Source organism: Kutzneria chonburiensis, assembly GCF_028622115.1.
Classification (GTDB): Bacteria; Actinomycetota; Actinomycetes; order Mycobacteriales; family Pseudonocardiaceae; genus Kutzneria; species Kutzneria chonburiensis.
Genome location: NZ_CP097263.1, coordinates 4,306,703 through 4,331,144, shown reverse-complemented (window position 1 = coordinate 4,331,144; position 24,442 = coordinate 4,306,703). Strand labels below are relative to the sequence as shown.

Sequence of the window (24,442 nt, the reverse complement as noted above, 5' to 3'; positions counted from 1 at the left end):
ACCACGCAGGACCAGCTCCGTCGCTACGAGGGACTGGCCGGCGACGCCGAGCGGCGGCTGACCGAGCTCGAGCAGCAGCACGGTCAGCTGCGGCACGAGGAGGAAGTGGCCCGGCGGGCCGCGGGCGAGGCGCAGGCCTACCGCGAGCGCATGCGCACCATCACGGACCGGAACAACACGTCCGAGAACCGGCACCTGGAGCGGGAGGCGAGGCGGGCCCGGACGCGGGCCGACGAGACCTACTCCCGGGCCTCGCAGGCGGTTCGCGACTTCGAGCCGCACGTGCAGGCCGCGCGGCAGCATCTTGACACTGCCGTCGGGCACGAGGAGCAGGCCCGCACCATCGACCACAACGTCGAGCTGGAACAGAACCACGCCCGCAGCGAGGTGAACGGTGCCCGTGCCGAGCTGACCCAGGCCCACACGCAGCTGCGTGAGGCCGAGCTGGCCAACGCCCGCGAACACGTGCGGGACGCGGAGGCCAAGCACAAGGCGGCGCAGAAAGAACTGGCCGATGCCGAGGCGGCCCGGCGGCAGGCCGCGCCGGCCCAGAACTTCGGCGGCCGCCAGCTGGAGATCCAGCTGGGCCAGGCCACTGCCCGCCGCAACGAGCTCGAGGGCCCGTTCCGCGCCAGGGAAACGGACCTCAACGAGCGTCAGGGCGAGTACAACGAGGCGCAGCGCAAGTACGACGAGGCGAAGCAGGCCGCCGACAACGCCCGCAACCGTGGCGTGTCCGGCGATCGCATGCGCCGGCTGGACGACACCCGCCGCACGTTGCGCGACGAGCGGGACGATGCCCGCACCGCGCGGGACAACGCGCGCCGTGAGGCCAATCGGGTCGGTGCCGCACTGGAAACCGCGCGCAGCGAGGTCCGCACGCTCGACCAGCGGCTGCGCCAGCACCGGCAGCTCGGCACCACGCCCAACTGGCACGTGGCCGGCGCGACCCGCAACCTCGATGTCGCGCGCCGCAACCTGGAGGCGGCCCGCAGCCACCTGACCGAGGTGGAGAACCGGGGCCGGCCGACTGGCGGCCGCGCCCGGGCCGGCAGCTTCTCCGGTGGCGTGCAGAACATCACGAACCGGCTCCGCTCGATGTCGGTGTCCCGCCCGGGAACCTCGCAGGACCACCGGCCGGCGTGGGCGCCGGAGGGCGAGGGCGTGGCGCACCACGAGCCGTCGGCCAAGGACGAAACCCTGTTCTCGCCGGACAAGTGGGCCGATCGCCGGGACGAGGCGCCGGTGGCGCACGTCAACACCGAGCGGTTCGACCCGAGCACCCGTGGCGACCGCACGGCCGACCGGCTGGACGGCTGGCAGACCCGCATCGCGTACGAGTCGCGGCGCATGGAGGTCGAGAACGGCAAGTGGGTCCGTGAGTTCACGGTCCGCCTGAACGCCAAGGCCGGCGAGGGCCTCGGTCCGGACGATGTCCGTGCCGCGCAGGAGAAGTTGACGCAGACGGTCGACGACCACATCAACGGCCGTTACCGGCTGCCCGGCGGCGACCAGTTCCACCTGCGGGTGGAATTCGGTGGTGACGGGCCGAAGCACGGCGAAGTCACCGTCCACAATGGTCCGAAGACGGACCAGGCGTCGTGGTCCAAGGACGCCACGGGCCCGGTGCTGCTGCACGAGGTGCTGCACAACCTGGGTCTGAAGGACGAGTACCGCCAGGGCGACGCGATCTTCCGCGCCAAGGTGGACGACAAGGATGTCCGTGGCCCGATGGGCAAGGACGTCCTGTCCAAGGCGCCGGAGCTGACCGGCGACCATCTGCGCACGATCGACGACGTGCAGAAGGCCAGTGCCGTGCAGCATGATCTGCCGCTGGTCGACCGCGGTCCGCTGCCGAAGTCGCCCGAGCACCGCCCGGACGTCGAGGACCCGTGGACCACCACCAGGCACGACGACGACGGGCACCGGCCGGCCCCCGCGCCGAACGACCCGTACTCGAACCTGCCGGCGCACCGCAACCGGACCCGGCGGGGGTCGCGCCAGGACGAGCGGGACTGGAAGGAGCAGCGCCAGCACGACGATCGTGAGCTGCCGTCGCTGCGGCCGATGTTGGAGGCACTGCCGCCGGCCCCGCCGAAGGTGGTGCGCCCGCGCGAGCACGTGGCCGCCGACTTCTCGGAGTCGTTGGAGCAGATGGGTCTCCGGCCGTACCTGTCCGGCGGCGCGGCGCTGGGCTTCCACGGCGGTCTGCGCCCGATCGGCGACCTGGACTTCCGGGTCGCCGGCGAGAGCGGCATCCGCACCTTCGACGACGGCGGCCGCGGTTCCGGCGTGCTGCATACCCTCAACAGCAACACATTGCCGCGCGTGGTCAACGAGTACCACGGCGATGCCAACGCGAATCGGGCCGAGCGCGGCGGCCAGCTCGACCAGCTGCGGCCGGTCGGCTCGCCGCTGACCATCGGCACGGACAACTGGCTGGGCCACGAGGTCAGCCTGTCCGCGGTGCCGGGCAACCGGCCCCGGACGGTCCGGATGGATCCGGGCGGTCTGCACCGTCCGATCGACGTGCTGTCGCTGGAAGATCTCCGTGCCGACAAGGCGAAGACGATCCTCACGCGGACCAAGCGCGACCAGGAGAGCGTGAAGAAGGTCGCGCAGGACCTGATCGACTTCCTCGACGCGGCCGACCTCATCGACGGCCGGCGCAACGGCCGGTCCGGCATCTCGCAGCACGTGGACGAGGCGCTGGGCGACCGGGTCAACGAGTACAAGGGCGCCAACCTCGACGGCTCCAACCTGCACCACCTGCCCAACCACCAGGTCGTCGACCTGATGAAGGCCCGCCTGGTCGAGACGGCCAAGGCCCACGTGCGCAACGGCGCCCGGGCCGACGCCTTCCACGACATCGTCCGCAAGCGCGAGAACCAGGTCCAGAGCCAGCTCAACCACGCCGCCCGGTACGCGCACGTCAGCGAGGACGCGGCCCGGCACGCGCAGTCGCTGGAACGCGAGCTCCAGTACGTGAAGTCGCGCCGCCGGACCATCGAGCGGCAGCTGGAGTCGTTGAGCCACCTGCACACCGAGCCGGCCGCCACCAGCACGGTCCGGCCGTGGATGCGCCAGTGGAACGACCCGTCCTCGTACGGGCCGCCGCGCGAGTCCCGCAACGTGCACGCCACCGGCAACATCCAGGGCGACCGCTCGATGTCGCCGGAGTACCACTCGGGCGCTTCCACGCCGGAGCTGCCGGTACGGGACATCGCCGACCTGCACGCGCCGGACGTCGAGCAGAAGCTGTTGTCCAAGCTGCCCAAGGCATCGCCGGAAGCCATGGCGGTGGCCAAGACGCTGGCCTTCTCCGGCGGCTTCCGCCGGCTGCACAACGCCGCCGACAGCAACGAGACCCGCGAGCAGTTCGGGCTGTCCAAGAACGAGTTCTCCAAGGCGTTCAAGGAACTCAGCAAGGCCAAGCTGGTGCTGGACGGCCGTGAGGGCCTGCACCTGAGCTCCGAGGGCTACCGGCTGCTGGTGCCGCACGAGGGCCCGTACCGCGTCCCGAACCCGACGCCGCGGCGCCCGCTGCACGACTACACCGACGGCCACTACCCGGCATCCGCCCCGCACGGCGACGCCGTGGAGCCGCACGGGCCGTCGGCCAAGGACGAAACCCTGTTCTCGCAGGACAAATGGGCTCATCGCCGGGACGACGCCCCGGTGGCCCAGGTCAACACCGAGCGGTTCGACCCGAGCACCCGTGGCGACCGCACGGCCAAGCTGCTGGACGGCTGGCAGACGCGGATCGGGTACGAGTCACGGCGGATCGAGGTCGAGAACGGCAAGTGGGTCCGTGAGTTCACGGTCCGTATGGACACCAAGGCCGGCGAGGGCATCACGCCGGCGGATGTCCGTGCCGCGCAGGAGAAGCTGACCCGGTCGATCGACGACCACATCAACGGCCGTCACCGGCTGCCCGGCGGCGATCAGTTCCATCTGCGGGTGGAATTCGGCGGCGAGGGGCCGAAGCACGGCGACGTGACCGTCCACAATGGTCCGAAGACCGATCAGGCCGGCTGGTCCAAGGACGCCACCGGACCGGTGCTGCTGCACGAGGTCCTGCACAACCTGGGCCTCAAGGACGAGTACCGCCAGGGTGACGCGATCTTCCGCGCCAAGGTGGACGACAAGGATGTCCGTGGCCCCATGGGCAAGGACGTCCTCGACCGGGCCCCGGAGCTGACCGAGGACCACCTGCGCACGATCGACGACGTGCAGAAGGCCAGCGCGGTCCAGCATGACCACCCACTGGTCGACCGCGGCCCGCTGCCGCCGACGCGGCAGGACCGCGACGTCGAGAACCCGTGGAACCTGACCCGGCACGACGAGGACACGCCCGGCCACCGCCCCGCCCCGGCCCCGCACGAGGAGGAAAGTCCCGCTTCCAGCCGGGAGGCCTGGCGCGACGACATGAACCTGCGCAAGGCCTGGTTCGCCGAGCTGGACCAGGACGAGCAGCACCACTACCTGGCCGAGGCCGGCGACCTGATGGCCGACCGGCACGAGGCCCCGCCGCTGTTCCGCAAGGACCTCACGCCCGAGGAAACGGCGCACGCCAAGCTGCTCGACGACATCCACACCGCCGTCGCCTACCGCCTGTACGAGGACCGCAACAACCGCCATCCCTTCGACGGCGCCGAGCGGCTGTCCGAGACCCTGCGGGACGTCTTCGACACCCGCCGGACCGAGGGCGGCCCCGGCGGCATGAAGAAGTTCATGCAGGGCCTGCGTCGCGGCAGCGTTTCCGGCCCGCGGCCGGAGATCCAGCAGCTGCGCCACCAGCAGCCCCAGCACGACGCCTCGGCCCGTAGCAGCGGCAGCAGCTGGTCCAACCTGCACACGCCGTGGAGCGACCTCAAGCACACCGTGCCCGGCGTGACCTCCAAGGCCGCCATCACGCACACCCCGTCGTACGACCACGAGCGCATCCGGCAGGAGAACGAGTTCGTCAAGGACCAGTTCCCGGACGTGCGCGGCGTCAACCCGAGCTTCGGCCGGGACCCGAACGCCGGTGTCAACTGCTCCTCGGCCGTGGCCGCGGTGGACAAGGTGCTCGACGGCGAGCGCGCGGTCGCGCCGGTGCACCCGAAGCCGCAGCTGGAGCCGTACCGGGCCGACCGGCGCATGCTCAAGCGGGTCGGCGCCGAGTACGAGCACGTCAACGGCTTCGACGACGTGATCGACCGGATCTCGGGCGACCGGTTCAACCGCGGCCTGGTCTGGTTCGACCACAGCAACGGCAGCCACGTGGTCAACGTGCTCAACACCGAGCACGGCGTGGTCTTCCTCGACGGGCAGCGCAACGGCCTGGCCGAGCTGCCGCGTGGCGCGCACAACGTCCGGCTGGCCATGTACAGCGCCGCACCCAAGCCGCGGCGCAACGTCTTCGACATCGGCGGCGGCCGTGCTCGTGCCGAGTCGTTCTCCATGGGGCAGACCGGCCACGGCCGCAGCCAGTCGGTCGGCCCGCGCCGGGACGTGGCCGCGCCGGCGGCCCAGCACGTGCCGTCGCCCATGGAGCACGCGCAGGTCGAGCACATCGCCAAGCTCGACAAGAACCTGGCCGACCACCGGAAGTACCTGGCCGACGTCGAGAAGCACCTGAGCAGCCTGGACGACACGGCCCGCAAGGCGGCCAAGGCGGCCCGCGACACCGACGAGCACTACCTGGCCCGGGTACGGCACCAGGAGGAGCTGCGGCGGCAGCGTGACCAGGCCGACGACCACGCCGACACGACTCAGCGTGCGCGGGAGACGGCCCGGGAGGACCGCCGTCGGCTGCGCACCCAGCACGCCCAGGAGCTCGAGAACCAGGCGATCAGGGAGCGCGACGACGCCAAACTGGCGGCCAAGGAGGCCGACCGGCAGCTGTCCGCGTACCGGCAAGGTACGCGGGAGGCGTTGGGCCAGCGCGATGCCGCCGCACAGTGGCACGAGAAGGCCAGCGCCGACGCGGCCCCGTGGTACAAGCAGCGCGACGATGCCCACGTCGCGGTGGAGAAGGCCGAGGGCACGCTGCGGGATGCCCGGCAGCAGCTGCACAAGATCCGGGTGGACGAGGCCCGGGCCGACGTCGAGCGGCTGGAGAAGGAGCTCGGCGCGGCCAAGCAGCAGGTCCAGACGATCAACAAGGGCAAGGCCAAGGTCACCCACGAGCAGGCCGAGGCCGAGCAGCGGGCGCGCGAGGCGGTGACCGCGGCCGAGTCGGAGCGGGCCGAGACCGAGCGGCAGATCGCCGAGCACCGCAAGCAGCTCGACGCCGCCCAGAAGACGCTGACCGACGTGCAGCGGACCTATGACGACGCCAAGAAGGCGCACCGCGACGCGCGGGACGCCGGCGTCAGCGGCTCGCGGCTGACCAAGCTGGCCAACACCCGCGCGCACTGGGAAGAACAGCGCAACATCCAGGCCAAGTACCGGGCCGATGTCGACGCGAATCTCAAGTGGTACCAGAACAAGCTGCCGTCGGATCACCGCCGGATCGGCGAGGCCAACCAGGCGCTGGCCCAGACCGAGCAGGGCGCGCACTACCAGACCTGGGTGGCCGACGGCGCGCACGACCACCTCCAGCAGGTGCAGAACCAGCTGCGGGAGGCCAAGGCGCACCTCAAGGACGTCACCGGCGGCGACCAGGTTCGCGGTCGCAAGCTGAGCCTGACCAACGTGACCAACGCGCTGCGCGGCGTCTCGCTGTCGCGGCCGAGCACCTCGCACGGCGACCCGTACGGCCACCGCCCGGCCTGGGCCCCCGAGGGCGATTCCGTTGTCTCGCACCACGAGCCGTCGCCCAAGGACCCGGAGCTGTTCCACCACGACCAGTGGGAGTCGTTGCGGGACCAGGCCCCGGCCGCGCACGTCGACACCGAGCGGTTCGACCCGAGCAAGCGCGGGGCCGACGGCAAGGGCCGCATCGACGGCTGGCAGACCCGGATCGGCTACGAGTCGCGCCGGATGGAGATCACCGACGGCAAGTGGGTCCGCGAGTTCACCGTTCGGCTCAACGCCAAGGCCGGCGAGGGCGTCTCCGAGCACGAGCTGGTGTCGGCGCAGGAACGCCTGGTCAAGTCGGTCGAGGACCACATCAACGGCCGCTACCGGCTGCCCGGCGGCGACCAGTTCCACCTGCGCGTCGAATTCGGTGGCGAGGGGCCGAAGCACGGCAACGTGACCGTCCACAATGGAACCAAGACCGATCAGGCCGGCTGGTCGAAGGACGCGACCGGATCCGTGCTGCTGCACGAGGTCCTGCACAACCTGGGCCTGAAGGACGAGTACAAGCAGGACAACGCCGTCTTCCGCGACAAGGTCGAGGACAAGGACGTGCGCGGCCCGATGGGCCGGGATGTCCTCGACCGTGCCCCGGAGCTGACCGACGAACACCTGCGCACGATCGACGACGTGCAGAAGGCCAGCGCGGTGCAGCACGACCTGCCGCTGGTCGACCGCGGCCCGCTGCCGCCGTCGGCCGAGCACCGGGACGTCGAGGACCCGTGGACCACCACCGAGCACGAGGGTGACGGGCACCGGCCGGCACCGTCGCCGTACTACGGCGACTCGGTCTACCACCAGTTGCCGGCGCACCAGGGCAACAGCGGCCGCCGGCCGTCGCGGCAGGAATGGTTCGACGCCAAGCGTTCCACCCAGCACGAAGAGCGTGAGCTGCCGTCGCTGCGGCCGCTGGCGCAGGCGCTGCCGACGGCCCCGCCCAAGGTCGTCCGGCCGCGCGAGCGGGTGGCCGCGGACTTCTCCGACGCGTTGCAGAAGATGGGCCTGCGGCCGTACCTGTCCGGCGGTGGGGCGCTGGGCTTCCACGGCGGTCTGCGCCCGATCGGCGACCTGGACTTCCGGGTGGCCGGCGACAGCGAGATCGTGCACTTCGCCGACGGCGGCAAGGGCTCGGCCGTGCTGACCACGTTGAACGGCAACACCTTGCCGCGCGTGGTCAACGAGTACCACAACGACGCCAACGCCAACCGGGCCGAGCGCGGCGGCCAGCTCGACCAGCTGCACCCGATCGGCTCCTCGCTGACCATCGGCACCGACAACTGGCTGGGCCACGAGGTCAGCCTGTCGGCGGTGCCGGGCAACCGGCCGCGCACGGTGACGATGGACCCGGGCGGCTTCGGCCGGCCGATCGACGTGCTGTCGCTGGAGGATCTGCGCGCCGACAAGGCGAAGACGATCCTGACCCGTACCAAGCACGGCCAGGACAGCGTGAAGAAGGTCGCGCAGGACCTGATCGACTTCCTGGACGCCGCGCAGCTGATCGACAAGCGGGCCGGCGTCGGGCAGCACGTGGATGCCGCGCTGCACGACCGGGTCTACGAGTACAAGGGAGCCAACCTCGACGGCTCCAACCTGCACCACCTGCCCAACCGCCAGGTCGTCGACCTGATGAAGGCGCGGCTGGTGGAGACGGCCAAGGACCACGTGCGCAACGGCGCGCGGGCCGACGCGTTCCACGACATCATCCGCAAGCGCGAGCGCAGCGTCGAGGACCAGATCAAGTACGCGGCCCACGAGGTCAAGCGCGGCCGTATGGATCCGGCCGTGGTCGACCGGCTCAACGACGAGTACCACTACGTCAAGGACCGCCGCCGGGCCATCGAGAAGCAGCTGGAGTCGTTGAGCCGCCTGCACACCGAGCCCACCGCCACCAGCGCCGTCCGGCCGTGGATGGACACGTGGAACGACCCGGCCAACTACGGGCCGCCGTCGACCTCGCGCAACATCCGTGCCACCGGCAACATCCAGGGCGACCGGTCGATGTCGCCGGAGTACCACTCCGGCGCCTCCACGCCCGAGCAGCCGGTGCGCGAGCTGCACGAGCTGCACGCGCCGGACGTCGAGCAGAACCTGCGGACGAAGATCCCCAACGCCGCGCCGGAGACCGTGAAGGTGGCCAAGACGCTGGCCTTCTCCCGCGGCTTCCGCAAGATGGGCAACACCAACGACGAGATGGAGACGCAGCGCCAGTTCGGCGTCTCCAAGAACGAGTTCGCCAAGGCGTACAAGGAGCTGACCAAGGCCAAGCTGGCCATGCCGGGCAAGGAGGGCTTCCACCTCACCACCGAGGGCTACAAGCTTCTGGTGCCGCAGGAGGGCGCGCACCGCGTGCCCAACCCGACGCCGCGCCGGCCGCTCTACGACTACGCCAGCCACTACCCGGCGTACGCGCCGAAGGGCGACGGTGTCGAGCCGCACGGTCCGTCGGCCAAGGACGAAACCCTGTTCGCACAGGACAAGTGGGCCCATCGCCGGGACGACGCGCCGGTGTCGCATGTGGACACCGAGCGGTTCGACCCGAGCACCCGTGGCGATCGCACGGCTGATCGGCTGGACGGCTGGCAGACCCGGATCGCCCACGAGACGCGGCGGATCGAGGTCGAGCCGGGCAAGTGGGTCCGTGAGTTCACGGTCCGCCTCAACACCAAGGCCGGCGAAGGTGTCAGTCACGACGATGTCCGGGCCACGCAGGAGAAGCTGACCAAGACGGTCGAGGACCACATCAACGGCCGGTACCGGCTGCCCGGCGGCGACCAGTTCCACCTGCGGGTCGAATTCGGCGGCGAGGGGCCGAAGCACGGCGACGTCACCGTCCACAATGGAGGCGACACCAACCAGGCCAAGTGGTCGGCCAAGGCCACCGGACCCGTGCTGCTGCACGAGGTCCTGCACAACCTGGGCCTCAAGGACGAGTACCGCCAGGACGACGCGATCTTCCGGGCCAAGGTCGAGGACGCGGATGTCGAAGGCCCGATGGGCAAGTCCGTGCTGGACAAGGCCCCGGAGCTGACCGACGACCACCTGCGCACGATCGACGACGTGTCCAAGTCGGGCACCGTCCAGCACGACCACCCGCTGGTCGACCGCGGCCCGCTGCCGGAGACGGCCAAGCGCGGCGACACCGAGGACCCGTGGACCACGTCCGAGCGCGACGCCGACGGCGTCGAGCACCGGCCGGCCCCGGCCCCGTTCGACCAGAACTCGCCGTACCACCAGCTGCCGGCGCACCAGGGCGGCAGCGGCCGGCGCCTGTCGCGGCAGGAGATGCGCGACGACAAGCTGTCCGGCAATCGCCCCGACCCGCGGCCGTTCGAGACGGTCACGCGGGCCCCGGAGACCGAGCCGACCGTGGTCCGGCCGCTGGGCCGGGTCGCGTCGGAGTTCGCCGAGGCGGTCGAGAAGCTGGGCTACAAGCCGTATCTGTCCGGCGGTGCCGCGCTGGGCTTCCACGGTGGTCTGCGGCCGATCGGCGACCTGGACTTCCGGGTCGCCGGCGACAGCGGCGTGCTCAACTTCGCCGACGGCGCAAGGGGAACCGACCTGTTCCGGGCGATCAACGAGACGATCATCCCCGGCAAGATCAACGAGTATCACGTCGACGTCAAGGCCGGGCAGGCCGGTCGGGGCGGCCAGCTGGACCGGCTGGGCGAGCTGGGCGGCGGCCGGACCATCGGCACGCACAACTGGTTCGGCCACGAGGTCAGCCTCTCGGCCGTCGGCGGCCACCGGCCGCGGACCGTGCGCAAGGATCCGGGCAGCGGCCGGCCGATCGACGTGCTGTCGCTGGAGGACCTGCGGGCCGACAAGGCCAAGACGATCCTCAAGCGCACCAAGCGAAACGAGGACAGCGTCAAGAAGGTGGCCCAGGACCTGATCGACTTCCTGGACGCCTCCGACCTGCTGGACCGCAACGCCGGCGTCGCCCGGCACGCCGACCAGGCGCTGCGCGACCGTATCGAGGACTACCGCAGCGGCAATCTCGAGGGCTCCAACCTGCACCACTTCACCGACCAGCAGGTGCACGACCTGATGAAGGCCCGCCTGGTCGAGACGGCCCGGGCGCACGTGCAGAACGGCGACCGCCAGCGGGCGTTCCACGACATCGTGCGCAAGCGCGAGCGCGGCATCGAGGAGCAGCTCCGCCTGGCCCAGCGCGATGCCAAGCGGGGCAACCAGGACGCTGCTTATGCGGCGCACCGGCTCCAGCAGGACCTGGACTACACCAAGGGCCGCCGGCGTCGGATCGAACGGCAGCTGGAGTCGTTGAGCCGCTTGGAAACCGACCCGGCTGCGACCAACGCGGTCCGGCCGTGGATGGATCAGTGGAACGACCGGTCCAGCTACGGCCCGCCGCAGTCGTCGAAGAACATCCGCGAGGCCGGCAACGTGCAGGGCGACCGGTCCATGTCGCCGGAGTACCACTCGGGCCGGTCCACGCCGGAACGGCCGGTGGACGAGCTGACCGGCCTGCACGCGCCGGACGTCGAGCGCGACCTGCGGTCGGTGCTGCCCAACGCTTCGCCCGAGGCCATTGCCGTGGCCAAGGTACTGGTGTTCGAGCGGGGCTTCCGCAAGCTCGACGACGTCGGCAACGAGATGGAGGTCCGGCAGCAGTTCGGCATGTCGAAGGGCGCTTTCCGGCGGGCCTTCGAAGCGTTGTCGGGGGCCAACCTGGTGCACGGCGACCGTGAAGGCCTGCACCTGACCCGTGAGGGCTGGAACCTGTTGGTGCCGCGGGACGGCGCGCACCAGGTGCTCAACCCGACGCCGCGCCGGCCGCTGTACGACGGCCGCCCCGCGCCGCACTGGCAGGACCACACCGCCACCGACCAGCCGGTTTCGCTGCACCCGGACACCACGGCCCCCGAGCCGCGGCCGTCCGAGCTGACCGCCGACGAGTGGAACCGGCAGTACGACGAGGGCCGCGAGCGGGCCCCGCACCGGACCGTCGAGCTGGACGACCCGGACGTGCTGCGCCAGGTTCCGCGCACCCACGAGGACGGCCGCCCGGCCGAGCTGAACCGGGTCGACGGCCGCATCCACTACGACGTGCGCCGCATGGAGGTCCAGCCCGGGCACTGGGTCCGGGAGCACACCGTCAAGCTGCACCTGGCCGCCGACGCCGACATCCACCCGGCGCAGCTCGACGTGCTGAAGGCCCGCGTGGCCCAGGGCGTCGACGAGCTGTACAACCACCAGCACCGGCTGCCGGAGTCCGGCGACCTGCTGCACGTGCGGGTGGAGTTCCACGACGACCCGGCGGCCGCGCACGAGACCGTGCACGTGGGCCAGGACGGGCCGATCGACCAGCACCACTGGCCGATCGACGGCTCGGAACGACTGTTCGTACACGAGGTCGGCCACTTCCTCGGCCTGCCCGACCGCTACAACGACGTCGCGCCGGACCCGGCCAACCCGAACCGGATCGCCGGCAAGGACGACGCCGTCCGGGTGTTCAACAGCGATACCGGTGTGGGGGCGCGGAACCGGATCGACGACGGCAGCAGCCCGATGGGCGAGGGCATCGCCGACCGTGACGCCCGTTTCCAGGACGTCGACCTCGCGACCATCGAGCGCGTGGCCGACGACCACGCCGCCTTGCCGGACACCTCGCACGAGATGTTCACCGGCGAGCGGGACGTGCCGGAAGGATTGCACGCCAAGGAGATCGACCAGTCCGCTGAGGACACCGCCGAGCCGACGCCCGGCGGTACCGGCGTCGGCCGGTCCTTCGCCAGCCGGCTCAACCAGCACCTGGGCAAGGCCCACGACAGCTGGGACATCTGGCAGCGGCTGGCCGACGAGCTCCGTGCCGACCCGGAGCGGCACCTGCCCGGACTGGACCAAAAGGTCCAGAACGACATCGCCGACCGCATCGAGTCCGGCGACCGCTGGACCGCCGAGCACATCAAGGCGGCCAACTCGGCGGTGGCGCATGCCTTCCACACCACCGACTTCGTCGACCACCCGGTCCCGGTCCGTGACCACAGCGGCGAAACCGTGCCGGTGCCGACGCGGTCCCGGCCCGCTCCTGGAGGCATGGCGGCCATCCACGAGGAGGAGTTCCTCGACCACGAGCAGCTGCCGAGTTACGTGCGGGACAACGAATCCCTCGGTCTCGGCCGGCTGATGGACGGTGACGCGCTGGCCGACCGCATCGGCCGGGGCATCACCGAGCTGCTGCCGCACGGCATCGAGGAGCGGGCCACCGCGCGGGGCCTGGACGACGTGCACCACGCCGTGACGGAGAACTTCGACTCGCTGCTCGGCCAGGGCCGCAAGTTCGAGGTCCGGGTGGGCGACAAGGTGTACGAGGCCACCGTGAAGGCCAAGGTGGACTTCACCGACTCGCTGCGGGTCAGCGACCCGGACCGCAGCCTCGACCGCGCCGGCGGCACCGACCGGTCCACGTCCGAGAGCACGACCAAGGCCAAGCAGCACGACCTGGCCGCCGCGGTCAGCGCCGGCAACGGCATCGGCGGCGGCTCGGTGTTCGCCTCGGTGCTGCACGCCAAGCCGGTGGTCACGCTGGAGTCCTCGCACGGCGCCAGCCACTCGGTGTCGATCAGCCACGAGGGCTCGGACGTCGTCGATGCCAAGGCGCACATCGAGATCCGGCTGACCGACAAGGACGGCGCCGTCACCGGTGCGGGCATCGACCGGTTCGAGCACGACGCCTCGATCGCCCTGCCGCACGACGCCGTCGGCGACAAGCCGGCGGCCGCGGTCCCGCACGCCGTAAGGACCGAGGGCCTGTCGGTGTTCGCCGCCGAGTCGGTCAGCGGTGTGCACGGGGCGTTCGACCTGATGGCCAAGGACCTGCACCCCAAGGTCACCGCCATCGGCTCGCCCGGACGCAAGCAGCTGCTGCACTTCCTGTCCGCCGGCAACATCAAGGACAACCTGCCGGCCATGAGCAAGGACTGGATCTACTCGCCGGACCTGCTCAGCGCCGACGGCAGCAAGATCGGCGCGGTCCGGATGAAGATCGAACCGGTCGACGCCACGCTGGAGGGCAGCGGCCAGGGCTACAAGATCGGTTCCACGCTGGGCGGATCCGGCAGCGCCGGCCGGTCCAACACCTCCACCACCGGCGGCGAACTGTGGCTGGGCGGCAGCGCCGCCGGCGTCGCCGACCCGACGCACAGCATCTCCGCCGGGGCCAGCCTGACCGCCGCGTTCAGCAAGACCGACAGCCTCGGCACGAAGATCGGCGACGCCGCCAAGTGGCAGTCGGTGCTGGAGACCGAGGGCGTCACCGGCCTGTACAAGATGGGCTTCAAGCTGCACGTGCAGGCCATCGGGCACGAGCCGGTGGTGTTCCGTGACGGCGCCGCGCACGTGCGGATGTCCGGTGTCGAGGCCAACCGGGCCGGTATCGAGCCGCCGCACGGCGCCAAGACCGACTTCGAGCCGACGCCGGAGCCGCTGCACGCGCCCAGCTACCTGTCCTCGGGCAAGTCCATGGGCCTGGCCAAGATCCTCAGCCTGTCCGGCGGCGACGACGTGCGCCAGCGGGTCGAGGAAACCTTGCTGGGCAACGACAAGCTCAAGGAGCTGGCGCCGGACTTCGGCAGCGCCAAGTTCGCCGACGCCTCCCGTGGCGACAAGGCGCTGGCCGCGGCCAACCGCCGCGAGCTGGACACCAAGCTGTCCGACGAGCACCTCGCGGCCAACATGGACAGCATGCTCGGCGACGGCATGAAGATCCGCCTGAAGAAGCCGGGCCTGTTCTTCAACCGCTACGTCACCGTCACGGTCAAGGCCCGCCTGACCGAGTTCGAGCACCTCGGCCAGGCCCCCGACCACACCGTGACCGGGGCCGGCGGCACCTCGCACGAGCTGGGCATCTCCGGCTCGTCGAAGAAGGGCGTCACGGTGTACGCGGACGGCCGCGTCACCACGCCGTTCGACGGCGGCCACGTCAAGGGCGCGCCGACCGCCTCGGTCGGCGTCCAGTACGGCTACAACCGGGCCCACGACACCGAAGCCGGCCCGTCGACCGGGCACAAGCTGTCCACCGGCGGCGGCGAGGACGTGCACGGCTTCAAGGCCAAGGTGGCCTACGACGTCACCGTGGACGACCACAGCCGGTCCCGATCCTGGGTCCGCCGGCTGACCCCGGGCACCCCCGGCACCGATGTGCCGACCGTGCACCGGACTCCGCACGTGGGCCCGAACGACGGCACGCACCGCACGCCGCCGGCCGGCGAGGTCACCGTGCTGGTGCCGCACAGCCTGACCAGCAAGACCCCGCCGCACCAGCACGTGGACAACCACGTCACCACGCCGATGGCCGACGCGCCGCACATCAGCGACCTGCGGGCCACCGCCCGGGCCAAGCGGCAGCCGGAGTTCCAGCGGGTGGAGGCGATCGTCGGCGCGGAGCACATCCACCGCGCCGCCGAGGAGGCCCTGGCCGAGGCCGGCGGCGGCGACCGCGCGCTGGCCTTGCAGGGCACGGTCAGCGCCGACGCGCTGCACCACGCCTTCAGCCCGGAGACGCTGACCGCCGACCCGCAGTTGGTTTCGCACGGCGTGCAGCTGGACGGCTTGCAGCACAACCGGCGCGTGATGGACCGGGTCGGCGCGGTCGGCATGACCATGGAGCTGACCGAGCCGAAGCTGGTGTCGGTCTCCGACGAGATCTCGTTGAAGCAGCAGCAATCCGGCGGCTACTCGGCCAGCGGGGCCAAGCAGACGCAGCATTCCGTCGGCATCAACGTCGGCACGTCCTCGTCCCGCAACGCCCTCACCCTCACGCCGGACACCGCGCACCCGCACGGCCGGGCCGGCATCTTCGCCACTGCGAGCCTGCGCAACTGGACCTGGACGTCCAAAATCGCGCGGTCGATGGGCGGCACCGCCGAGCACAGCGTGTCCTCGCCGGACGGCCGGACCGTGCTGCTGCGGATGAACGCCAAGGTCCACGTCGTGGCCGAGTCGCGGCAGACGAACATGTTGCACGACACCGATGTCCGCACCGCCGGCCGTACGGTCGACCTGCCGGACAGCGTGTTCGTGCGCGTCACCGAGCAGCAGGCGCGGGCCATGGGCGTGCTGCCCGAGCACGACCTGGCGACCGATCCGACGCCGATCGGGCCCAAGCCGGGCCTGCCGGTGCCGAACACGCTGCGCACCGAGCGTCCGTCGATCGGCTTCGGCCACGTCGAGCCGACCGGCGACCTGGTCAAGCTGGTGCCGTCGCTGCGGGAGAACCTGGGCGGCCTCGGCAAGGAGCTGCTGCCGCAGTCCGTGCTGGACGACGCCATGGGCAACCTGCGCCGCCTTGAGGAGCAGTCCTCACAGGACGGTGTTCGCTCCCTTGTGGACAGTGCCCTCAACGGTGGCGTGTCGCTGATGACGCCGAAGCCCAACACCTTCACGCACGACAACTACGAGGTCGTGCTGCACGCGACGCCGACCGAGGACGGGCCGACCTATCTCGGCGTGTCCCACGACGGCAGCAAGATGGCGCACAACGCCACCGGCGCCCTGTCCGAGGCCCAGACCAAGGGCAAGGAGGCCAGTTCCGGCGTTGGCGGGCGGTTCCTGGGCACGGGTCTGCCGCAGCTGAAGGACCCGGCGGCCAGCATGACCGTCAACAATGCCACCTCGGCCAGCATCACCCACTCCACCGGCACCAAGACCACCAGGACCGACTCGACCGAGGTCACGCAGACCAGCGAGGCCAGTGGTCCGCAGGCCCGGTTCAAGCTGCCGGTGAACTTCCGGCTGGAGATCAAGCACAAGGGCGAGCACCTCCAGTTCTCCGAGCCCGAGCCGCACGACCTGGTGGTCCGCAAGCTGGCCGACGACGTCAGCACCACCACCGACGTGCCGGTACGTAACGGTGCAACCGTTACTCGGATGGAGGACGGGCCGGTCGACCACGCCGCCTGGCAGCGTGACGGCGCCAAGCTGCCGGACGAGGTGCACGTCGACGACTTCACCGGCCCGGTGAACCTGCTGCGCACCGAGGCCCGGCGGCTGGCCGGCGACCTGAGCAGCACCTCCGAGCACGCGCTGACCACCACGCTCACCCCCGAGGTGATCAAGGCCAACCTGCCGGCGATGCTGCGCGGCCCGGTCGACCTGCCCGGCCTGCGCGAAGCCGGCCTGACCGCGTACGCCAAGCTCACCAACCCGCGCCTGGTCACCGTCAGCGACTCCGTCGACCTGGGCGGCGGCACCGCGCACTCGTCGAAGATCGACACGACCGTGTCGCGGACGGTCTCGGGCTCGGTCAACGCGATCATCGGCGGCGTCGGCGGCAACGTCACCGACGGCCCGCACGCCCCGCAGCACCGGGACTTCAACGCCGGCGAGTCCGGCGTGTACCTGGACCGCGGCGGCATGTCGCACAGCCAGAGCTCCAGCACCAGCGGCGCCGTGCACCCGGCCCCGGCCGGCAGCACGAGCCACCCCGGTCGCACCCAGGTTCTGGTGCACGACACCGAGATCCGCCTGGTCAAGGGCGACCGGGCGGTGTCGCTCAAGTTCGACGACTCGTCCCGGATCCGGACCTACGACGACGGCACGCTGCCCGAGCCGGTCCGGCAGGCCCAGGACAAGGTCCGCGACACCGAGAAGGCCTGGCGGACCGCCGAGAACAACGTCGTCAAGGCCCGGCACGTGGCCGACGACGCCTACCTGGCCGCCAAGGAGCAGACCGAGCCGCTGCGCGAGCAGCTGGAACGCAACCGCCGGGCCCAGGAGACCAACAACGACGAGCTCGGACGGCTGCGCGGCGAGCTGTACAACGCCTACGCGGCCGACGACCGGCCCCGTATCGACCAGGTCGAGCAGCAGCTCACGCTGGCCCACGAGCACGCCGACGAGCTCACCCGCCAGCAGGACGAGCTGACGAACTCGTTCCGGCAGGCCGACCAGGCCCGGCAGCAGGCGTTCGACCACGCCGTCGACACCTACCGTCAGGCCCGCGACGCCGAGGACGCGTGGTGGGCCGCCCGCCGCGAGCGCGACGCCGCACTGGCCGGCCGACCGCCCGTGCCCGAGGAAACCCACTCCTCCAACGACGACATGCCGTTCACGCCACCGGATCGCGACCACAGCGACGAATTGCAGCACCACCGTTCGCTGCTGAAGCGCAACACCCGGGACAGCGCCGTGCACATGGCCAACGCCGCCGCCGCGCGGGAACGCTTCGGACAGGCGCTGCACGACCGCGACCTGCCCGGCACGCGCCGGGGAATGGCTGCGCTGCAACGGATCCACAGCGAAGGCCAGCGGCTCGCCGACAACCGTCGGCACATGCTGGAGTCCATCGCCGAGATCGAGGAACACGAGCCCGAGATGCGGGCGCTGCCGGACGAGCCGCGTCCCGCGCGCACCCTGTCCGAGGCGCTGCCCAAGAACGACTGGTGGCGGCTCTACCTCGACCCGCGCCACCACGAGCAGGCCGCGCGGGAGTTCCCGGACGACCCGGGCTCGCTGTACGACAACGAGCGCTCGCCGGGCTTCCAGCGCAGCATGGTCGGCGCCTACGAGAAGTTCCTCGACGCGCGGCGCGGCGAGCGGCTCGATGCCGACATCTACAAGGAGATGCACGAGACCGCGACCAGCAACCTGAACAAGAAGTTCGAGTGGACCGGCAGCCAGGTCCACAACGGCGTCACCGTGCCGACGAACTTCCCGGTGCGACGCCGTGAGGTCGACCCGGACGTTTTCCTGGACAAGGTCGGCGACCGCCCGCTGGTCGTCGACGTGATGAAGGCGCTGTCCACCCGCGGCACGAACCCGGTGACCTACACCCACATCGAGGGCGGCCGCCGGCTGATCACCACCAACTACAACCCGGGCGAGGCCCGGGACATGGTGAACACCACCTTCGACCAGTTCTACGACGAGATCGGCCGCGCGCACGACGACTTCGACCGGCTGCGGGCCATCGCCCGTGCCGTCCGCACGCTGCACATCATCCACCCCTTCGAGGACGGCAACCGCCGCCTCAACGTGCACGTGCTGCTGCCGAAGCTGTTGCTGGAGCACGGTTTCGACCCGGTGATCCGGCCCGACATGGACGAGCTGTTCCAGGGCGGCCGGTCGCTGGACCAGATCGTCTCGGCCATCCACGAAGAGCACCTGGCCATGCGCAACCCGGTGCTGACCGACGAGCGCTGGCGGCACAGCGAGGCCGACACCGCGCCGTGGTCGCAGCCGCGCCAGCGGCTGACCGTCGACCAGTGGGACCACCTGCGTCGTGACGACCTCAAGGCCACCGTGCACACCGAGGTCAGCGACGTGAAGGCGGTGCACCAGCGGGGCGACGCCCGGTCGATCTCCTCGGACGCCAACATGGTCCGCTACGACCTGCGGCGCATCGAGGTCGCGCCGGATCGCTTCGTGCAGGAGTACACCGTCAAGCTGCACGTGGACGGCCCCGACGCCGACGCGGTCTGGCACAAGGCCGAGACCGGCGTGAACTCCTTGCTGAACAAGGGTTTCCGCCTACCCTCCGGCGACCAATTCCACCTGCGGCTGGAGCGGGCGGCCACCGCGGCCGACGCCCACGCCACGGTGTCGGTCGGCGATCACGGTGTGACCCGGCAGAACCAGTGGGACCGCCACGACTCGCCGGAAACCCTGGCCCACGCGGTGATGCAGTACGTCGGCCCGCGGGACGACCCGCGCCGGCCGATCACCTCGGAGCCGGCGGTCGGCCCGCGGCCCAGCGACCTGTGGCAGGTCGAGCGGATCGCCCGCAACCAGGTCAACGTGCCCGAAACCCGGCTGAACGGGCCCAACCCGCAGCACTGGAACACGTTGCCGCGCACGGAACACGACGTGCCCGAGCACCTGCCGCCGGTGCGCGAGCGCAACGCCGATCACGACCGTGAGCAGCTGGCCCAGGAGGCTTTGCGGCGCGGACAGGCGGCGTCGGCCCGGCGTGAGGCGGAGCCGCAGGAGGAGAACCCCGAGCCGATCCCGGCCGGCCCGGCCCGGCAGCTGGATTCCGTGCTGCCCAAGAAGGACTGGTGGAAGCTGTACATCGACCCGGCGCACCACGAGGAGGCGCAGCAGCGCTTCCCCGACGACCCGGGCTCGATGTACGACCACGAGCAGTCCAAGGGCTTCCAGCAGAGCATGGAAGCGGCCTACGAGCGCTACCTGAACACCATCGACCCCAACGAGCGCTACGACTCGGCCAAGTACAAGCAGATGCACGACGCCGTCACCGCGCACCTCGGCAAGACCTACAAGTGGTCGGGCTCGACCGGCAGCAGCGGCAAGACCAAGAACACCCACTTCCCGATCGGCGACCGTCCGCTGGCCCACGACATGCTGACCGAGCGGCTGGGCGACCGGCGCCTGGTGGCCACGCTGGCTTCGATGGTCAACGACCAGCACGACCAGCCGCCGGCCACGTTCACCAGCACGCTGGTCGGCAAGAACACCACGATCACCACCAACTACTCGCAGGAGCACGCCCCGCAGCTGATCGACTCGGCGTTCTCCCAGTTCCACGCCGAGATCGGCCGCGCCCACGACGACTTCGACCGGCTGCGGGCCATCGGCCGGGTCGTGCGCACGCTGCACGTGCTGCACCCGTTCGAGGACGCCAACGGCCGCCTCAACGTGTACACGCTGCTACCGAAGCTGTTGCTACAGCACGGTTTCGAGCCGGCCATCCGGCCCGAGATGAGCGAGCTGTTCAACGGCGGCTACAGCGTGGACCAGATCGCCTCGGCGCTGCACGACTCGCACCGGTCGGCCAATGACCCGGTGCTGGGCAACGAGCAGTGGCGGCACAACCCGGCCGACACCGCGCCGTGGTTCGAGCCGAACCGGCCGATGACGCCCGACCAGTGGGAGCACCTGCGCCGCGACGACCTGCTGGACTCCGTGCACACCGAGAACACCGGCGTGCACGACCGGCACAGCGACGTCTCCGGCCCGGCCCGGATCCTCAGCTCCGACACCGGCATGGTGCGCTACGACGTGCGGCGCATCGAGGTGGAGCAGGGCCGGTTCGTGCAGGAGTACACCGTCAAGCTGCACATGGAGCCCGGTTCCGGCGCCACCCATGAGGACGTGGATCGCGCCTGGCAGAAGGCTTCCGACGGTGTTCGGGACGTGCTGAACAAGGGTTACCGCCTGCCGACCGGCGACCAGTTCCACGTCCGGATCGAGCGGGTGGACGCCAACGACGCCCACGCGTCCGTACGGGTCGGCGGCGCCGAAACCCGCCAGGACCGTTGGCGTACCGAGGATTCCCCGGCAACCCTGGCCCACGCCGTGCTCCAGTACCTCGGCCCGCGCGACGAGGCCGGCGTGCTGCACGCCCACGACACCGGTGCCGCCCTGCGGCCCCGCGACCTCTGGCAGGTCGAGCGGGTCACGCAGGACCAGGCCGTCGTGCCGCACACCCGGCTCAACGACAGCAGCCCCGCGCCGCGGCAGGTGGTGCCGAAGACCGGCATCGAGGGCCCGGCGTACCCGCAGCCGGTGCACGAGCGCGCGGAGATGCGGTCCGCGCCGGATGTCGTTGCGCCCCAACATGAGCGCGTGCAGCTGGCCGACATCGACCTTGTCCGTGACGACGCGCCGCTGAACATCGTCCGTGCGTCCACCGAGCACGGCCGGTTCAGCTACGACATGCGCCGCATGGAGGTCAAGCCGGGGGAGTGGGTCCGCGAGGCCACCGTCAAGGTGCACTTCGACGGCGACGTCACGCCGCGGCAGGCCCGCGACGTGCTGCGCAACCTCGACCTGGGCGCGGAGAAGCAGTTCAACCAGGAGCGGCTGCCCGGCGGCGACCAGTTCCGGGTCCGCTTCCAGCAGGTCGAGGACCGGCTCGACGCCCACGCCCGGGTCAAGCTGGTCGCCGACGGCCCGGCCGAGGGACACGCCGTCTGGAGCCTCAAGGACAGCCCGGCGCAGCTGGCGCAGAAGATCGGCACCCACCTCGGGCTGACCGATCACCAGGTGGGCGAGAAGCTCACCGGCCACCACCTCGAGCAGCTTCAGAACGACCCGCGTCGCGGCGTCGACTCGTTGCCGCACAACGATTCCCATGGTGACACCAGGCAGGACTGGTTCAGCGGCCACGACGACGCCGGCCGCGAGCGCCGGTTCCCGATGTCCGGCGTCACCCACACCGCCCTGCGGGACAGCTCCGGCAAGGTGTTCGGCACGTCCTTCTTCCACGAGGAGGCCGACCGCAAGCTGGCCCGCCGCTGGGCCGGCGGCGCCAACCCGGACCGGGTCTACCAGTACGACAAGGACGGCCGCGGCCGCGTCGTCAACGACAAGGACCTGGCCACGACCGTGCCCGGTCTGGCCGACGAGTCCGCGGTGCTGATGGCGCACGCCAACCCGTACAGCGCCGGCCTGCATGTGCGCGGCCTCGGCGACGTTCGGGTGAAGGCCAGCACGCTGGCCGACATCGCCGTACGGACCGAGGGCTTCGCCAAGGCCGTCGACGGCGGCCGCCGCACCACGATGTTGTTGGCCTGCAAGGCCGGCGCGGTCGACGGGCCGGGCGGACTGGCCCACGACCTCCAGTTGGCGTTGGCCGCCAAGGACAAGGCCGACCGCGTGATCGGCGCCAGCCAGATCACGTTGTTCGGCGAGGGCCACGGCGACCGACTCACCGCGGTGGAGAGCGGCGGCCACTACAACATCTTCGGGCCGGTCCTGCCCAAGCACGAAGCCGCCATCGTGTCCGAGATCGCCACCGCACTGGGCAAGGGGTGGAAGTACGCCGACGGCCCGACCCGCATCGACGGCAAGATCGGCCTGTCCGACCGGGCCAACACGCTGCGGCTGGCCAAGGCCGTCGCCGATGACGCCGTGGCCAAGCTGCCCGGCAACGGCGGCCACCTCGACCTCGCCGACGTGCACCGCAAGGCCGGCAAGCACCAGCGGCCGGACATCGTCACCGCGATCGTGCTGTCCCACATCGCCTCCGACCCGGCGACCAGCGGGGCCGTGCACTCCATCACCGACCGGTATCGCGACCGGCGCGACCAGTGGGTGCCGGTGCCGGTCGGCACCGCCCGCGAGCGGTTCACCGTCACCGGCGAGTCGACCTGGCACGAGGGCGACGGCAAGGTGAGCCGGCCGGTGCGGCTCAACGCGTTGGGCGAGCACGGGCCGCTGAGCGAGCCCGGCGGGCACGACCCGGTCGACGTGCAGTTCAAGCGGGGCAAGTTCAAGCTGCCGGCCGGCCGCGTGCCCGAACTCGACGCGTTCGCCGAGAAGTTCGCCAAGCTGGCCCTGGAACGGCAGGCCGACGACCTGCCGCTGCCGGTCGCCAAGATCACCGGGTACTCCAGCGGCTCGCCGCTGGGCAACTCCCGGGCCACCGGCGAGGTGTCCGGCCGGCAGCGGGCCGACGACGTGCGCGAGTACCTGATGAACCAGATCCAGCGGCAGCTCACCATCTACGCCCCGCCGCGGACGCGGGAGCTCGACGTCGAGCAGCTGGTGCCGCAGTCCGACACCGTCGGCGCGTACGACGCGCACCGGCGCGACGCCGTCGTCACGACCCACCTCGATCACGGCGACCAGGCCCGGCACACCGTCGCCGAGCCGTCCGCGCGGTTCCACGACGCGGCCGTCCGGTCGGCCGGTGTCGAGCTGGGCAAGCACTTCAGCGACGACAGCCCGCTGTCGCGGATCAAGCGCTGGACGTCGGCCACGCCGTTCAGCCGGCTCCGGCGGCCCGCGCCGCTGAGCGCGCACCTGCTGGAGCCCATCCCTGACACGCCCGTTGCTGTCAAGGGTGTCGATGAGCGGCTGGCCGGGAGCGGGGCCGCGCCGGAGACCGTGGACCTGGTGAAGTCGACGACCGACGAGGCCGCCGAGGAGATCAAGGCCGTCGAGGGCGAGGCCGCGGCCGGCAAGTTCCGGACCGGGTTGCAGCGGGCCGTGGAGATGCTGGAGCGGGACGGTGCCTTGAACCCGTACCTGCGCAAGGCCGGCGATCCCGTGACCGCCGGGCTGATGCTGTCGCACCTGCTGCACGGCATGGCGCGGGCGTGGGCGCAGGGCGGCAATGCGGCGGCCGCGGCCGCCGCACAGATGGAGATGCGGATGATAGGGATAGAGTTGCCGCCTCCGGGCTCTGTCAGCTCTGCCGGTGAGGGGCGTGGGACCGATGAGCAGTGACCAGTGGCTGTTCCTGGTCGACCCGGCCTGGCAGGCGGCCGAGGACGGGCAGAACCCGCCGGCCGGGTCGGTGGTCGGGGGCTGGCTGGTGACCGACGGCGTGGTCGGGCGGTTCGAGCCCAACCCCGACTACGAGCCGTTGACGCCGGAGTCGCCGACCGACCCCGTTGACGCCGCGCTGCGGATGGCCGCCGACGGCGAGGTGGACAGCGACGCCCTGTTCGCCGTGATCCGGGAGTCCGAGTTCGGGGTGGCGCTGGACGAGCACCAGCGGCCGCTGATCGCCCCCGCGCCCGACGACGTGCTGTCGCTGCTGGTGACCACCGCGCCGGCGCACCGGGGCCGCGTGCGGGCCGAGGCGTGGCAGGTCGTGAACGCGGCCGAGCTGGCCGGCATGTTGGCCGAGCACGAGGTGGATGCCCTGGTCAACCCGGGTGCGACGACGTCGACGCGGCTGTTGGCGTCCACCATCGCCGACGCCGCTGTTCACCCGGCCGGGTGA

Annotated in this window: 2 protein-coding genes (1 of these 2 only partly in view); both read left to right on the top strand. The window is 71.1% G+C overall.

The features are described from left to right. Positions 1–23,940: the 3' portion of a WXG100-like domain-containing protein gene (locus M3Q35_RS19325; protein WP_273943288.1), read on the top strand. 11,520 nt of this gene lie to the left of the window's left edge; only the last 23,940 of its 35,460 coding nucleotides appear in the window; the start codon falls outside the window, past its left edge; the stop codon is at positions 23,938–23,940. Then, complete coding sequence (locus tag M3Q35_RS19320) at positions 23,930–24,442, top strand: type VII secretion system-associated protein (RefSeq protein WP_273943287.1); 513 nt, start codon at positions 23,930–23,932, stop codon at positions 24,440–24,442. Before M3Q35_RS19325 ends, M3Q35_RS19320 begins: the two co-directional genes overlap by 11 nt.

Coding starts and splice junctions, on each gene's coding strand:
- M3Q35_RS19320 (WP_273943287.1), top strand. CDS start 23,930: ATGAGCAGTGACCAGTGGCTGTTCCTGGTCGACCCGGCCTGGCAGGCG.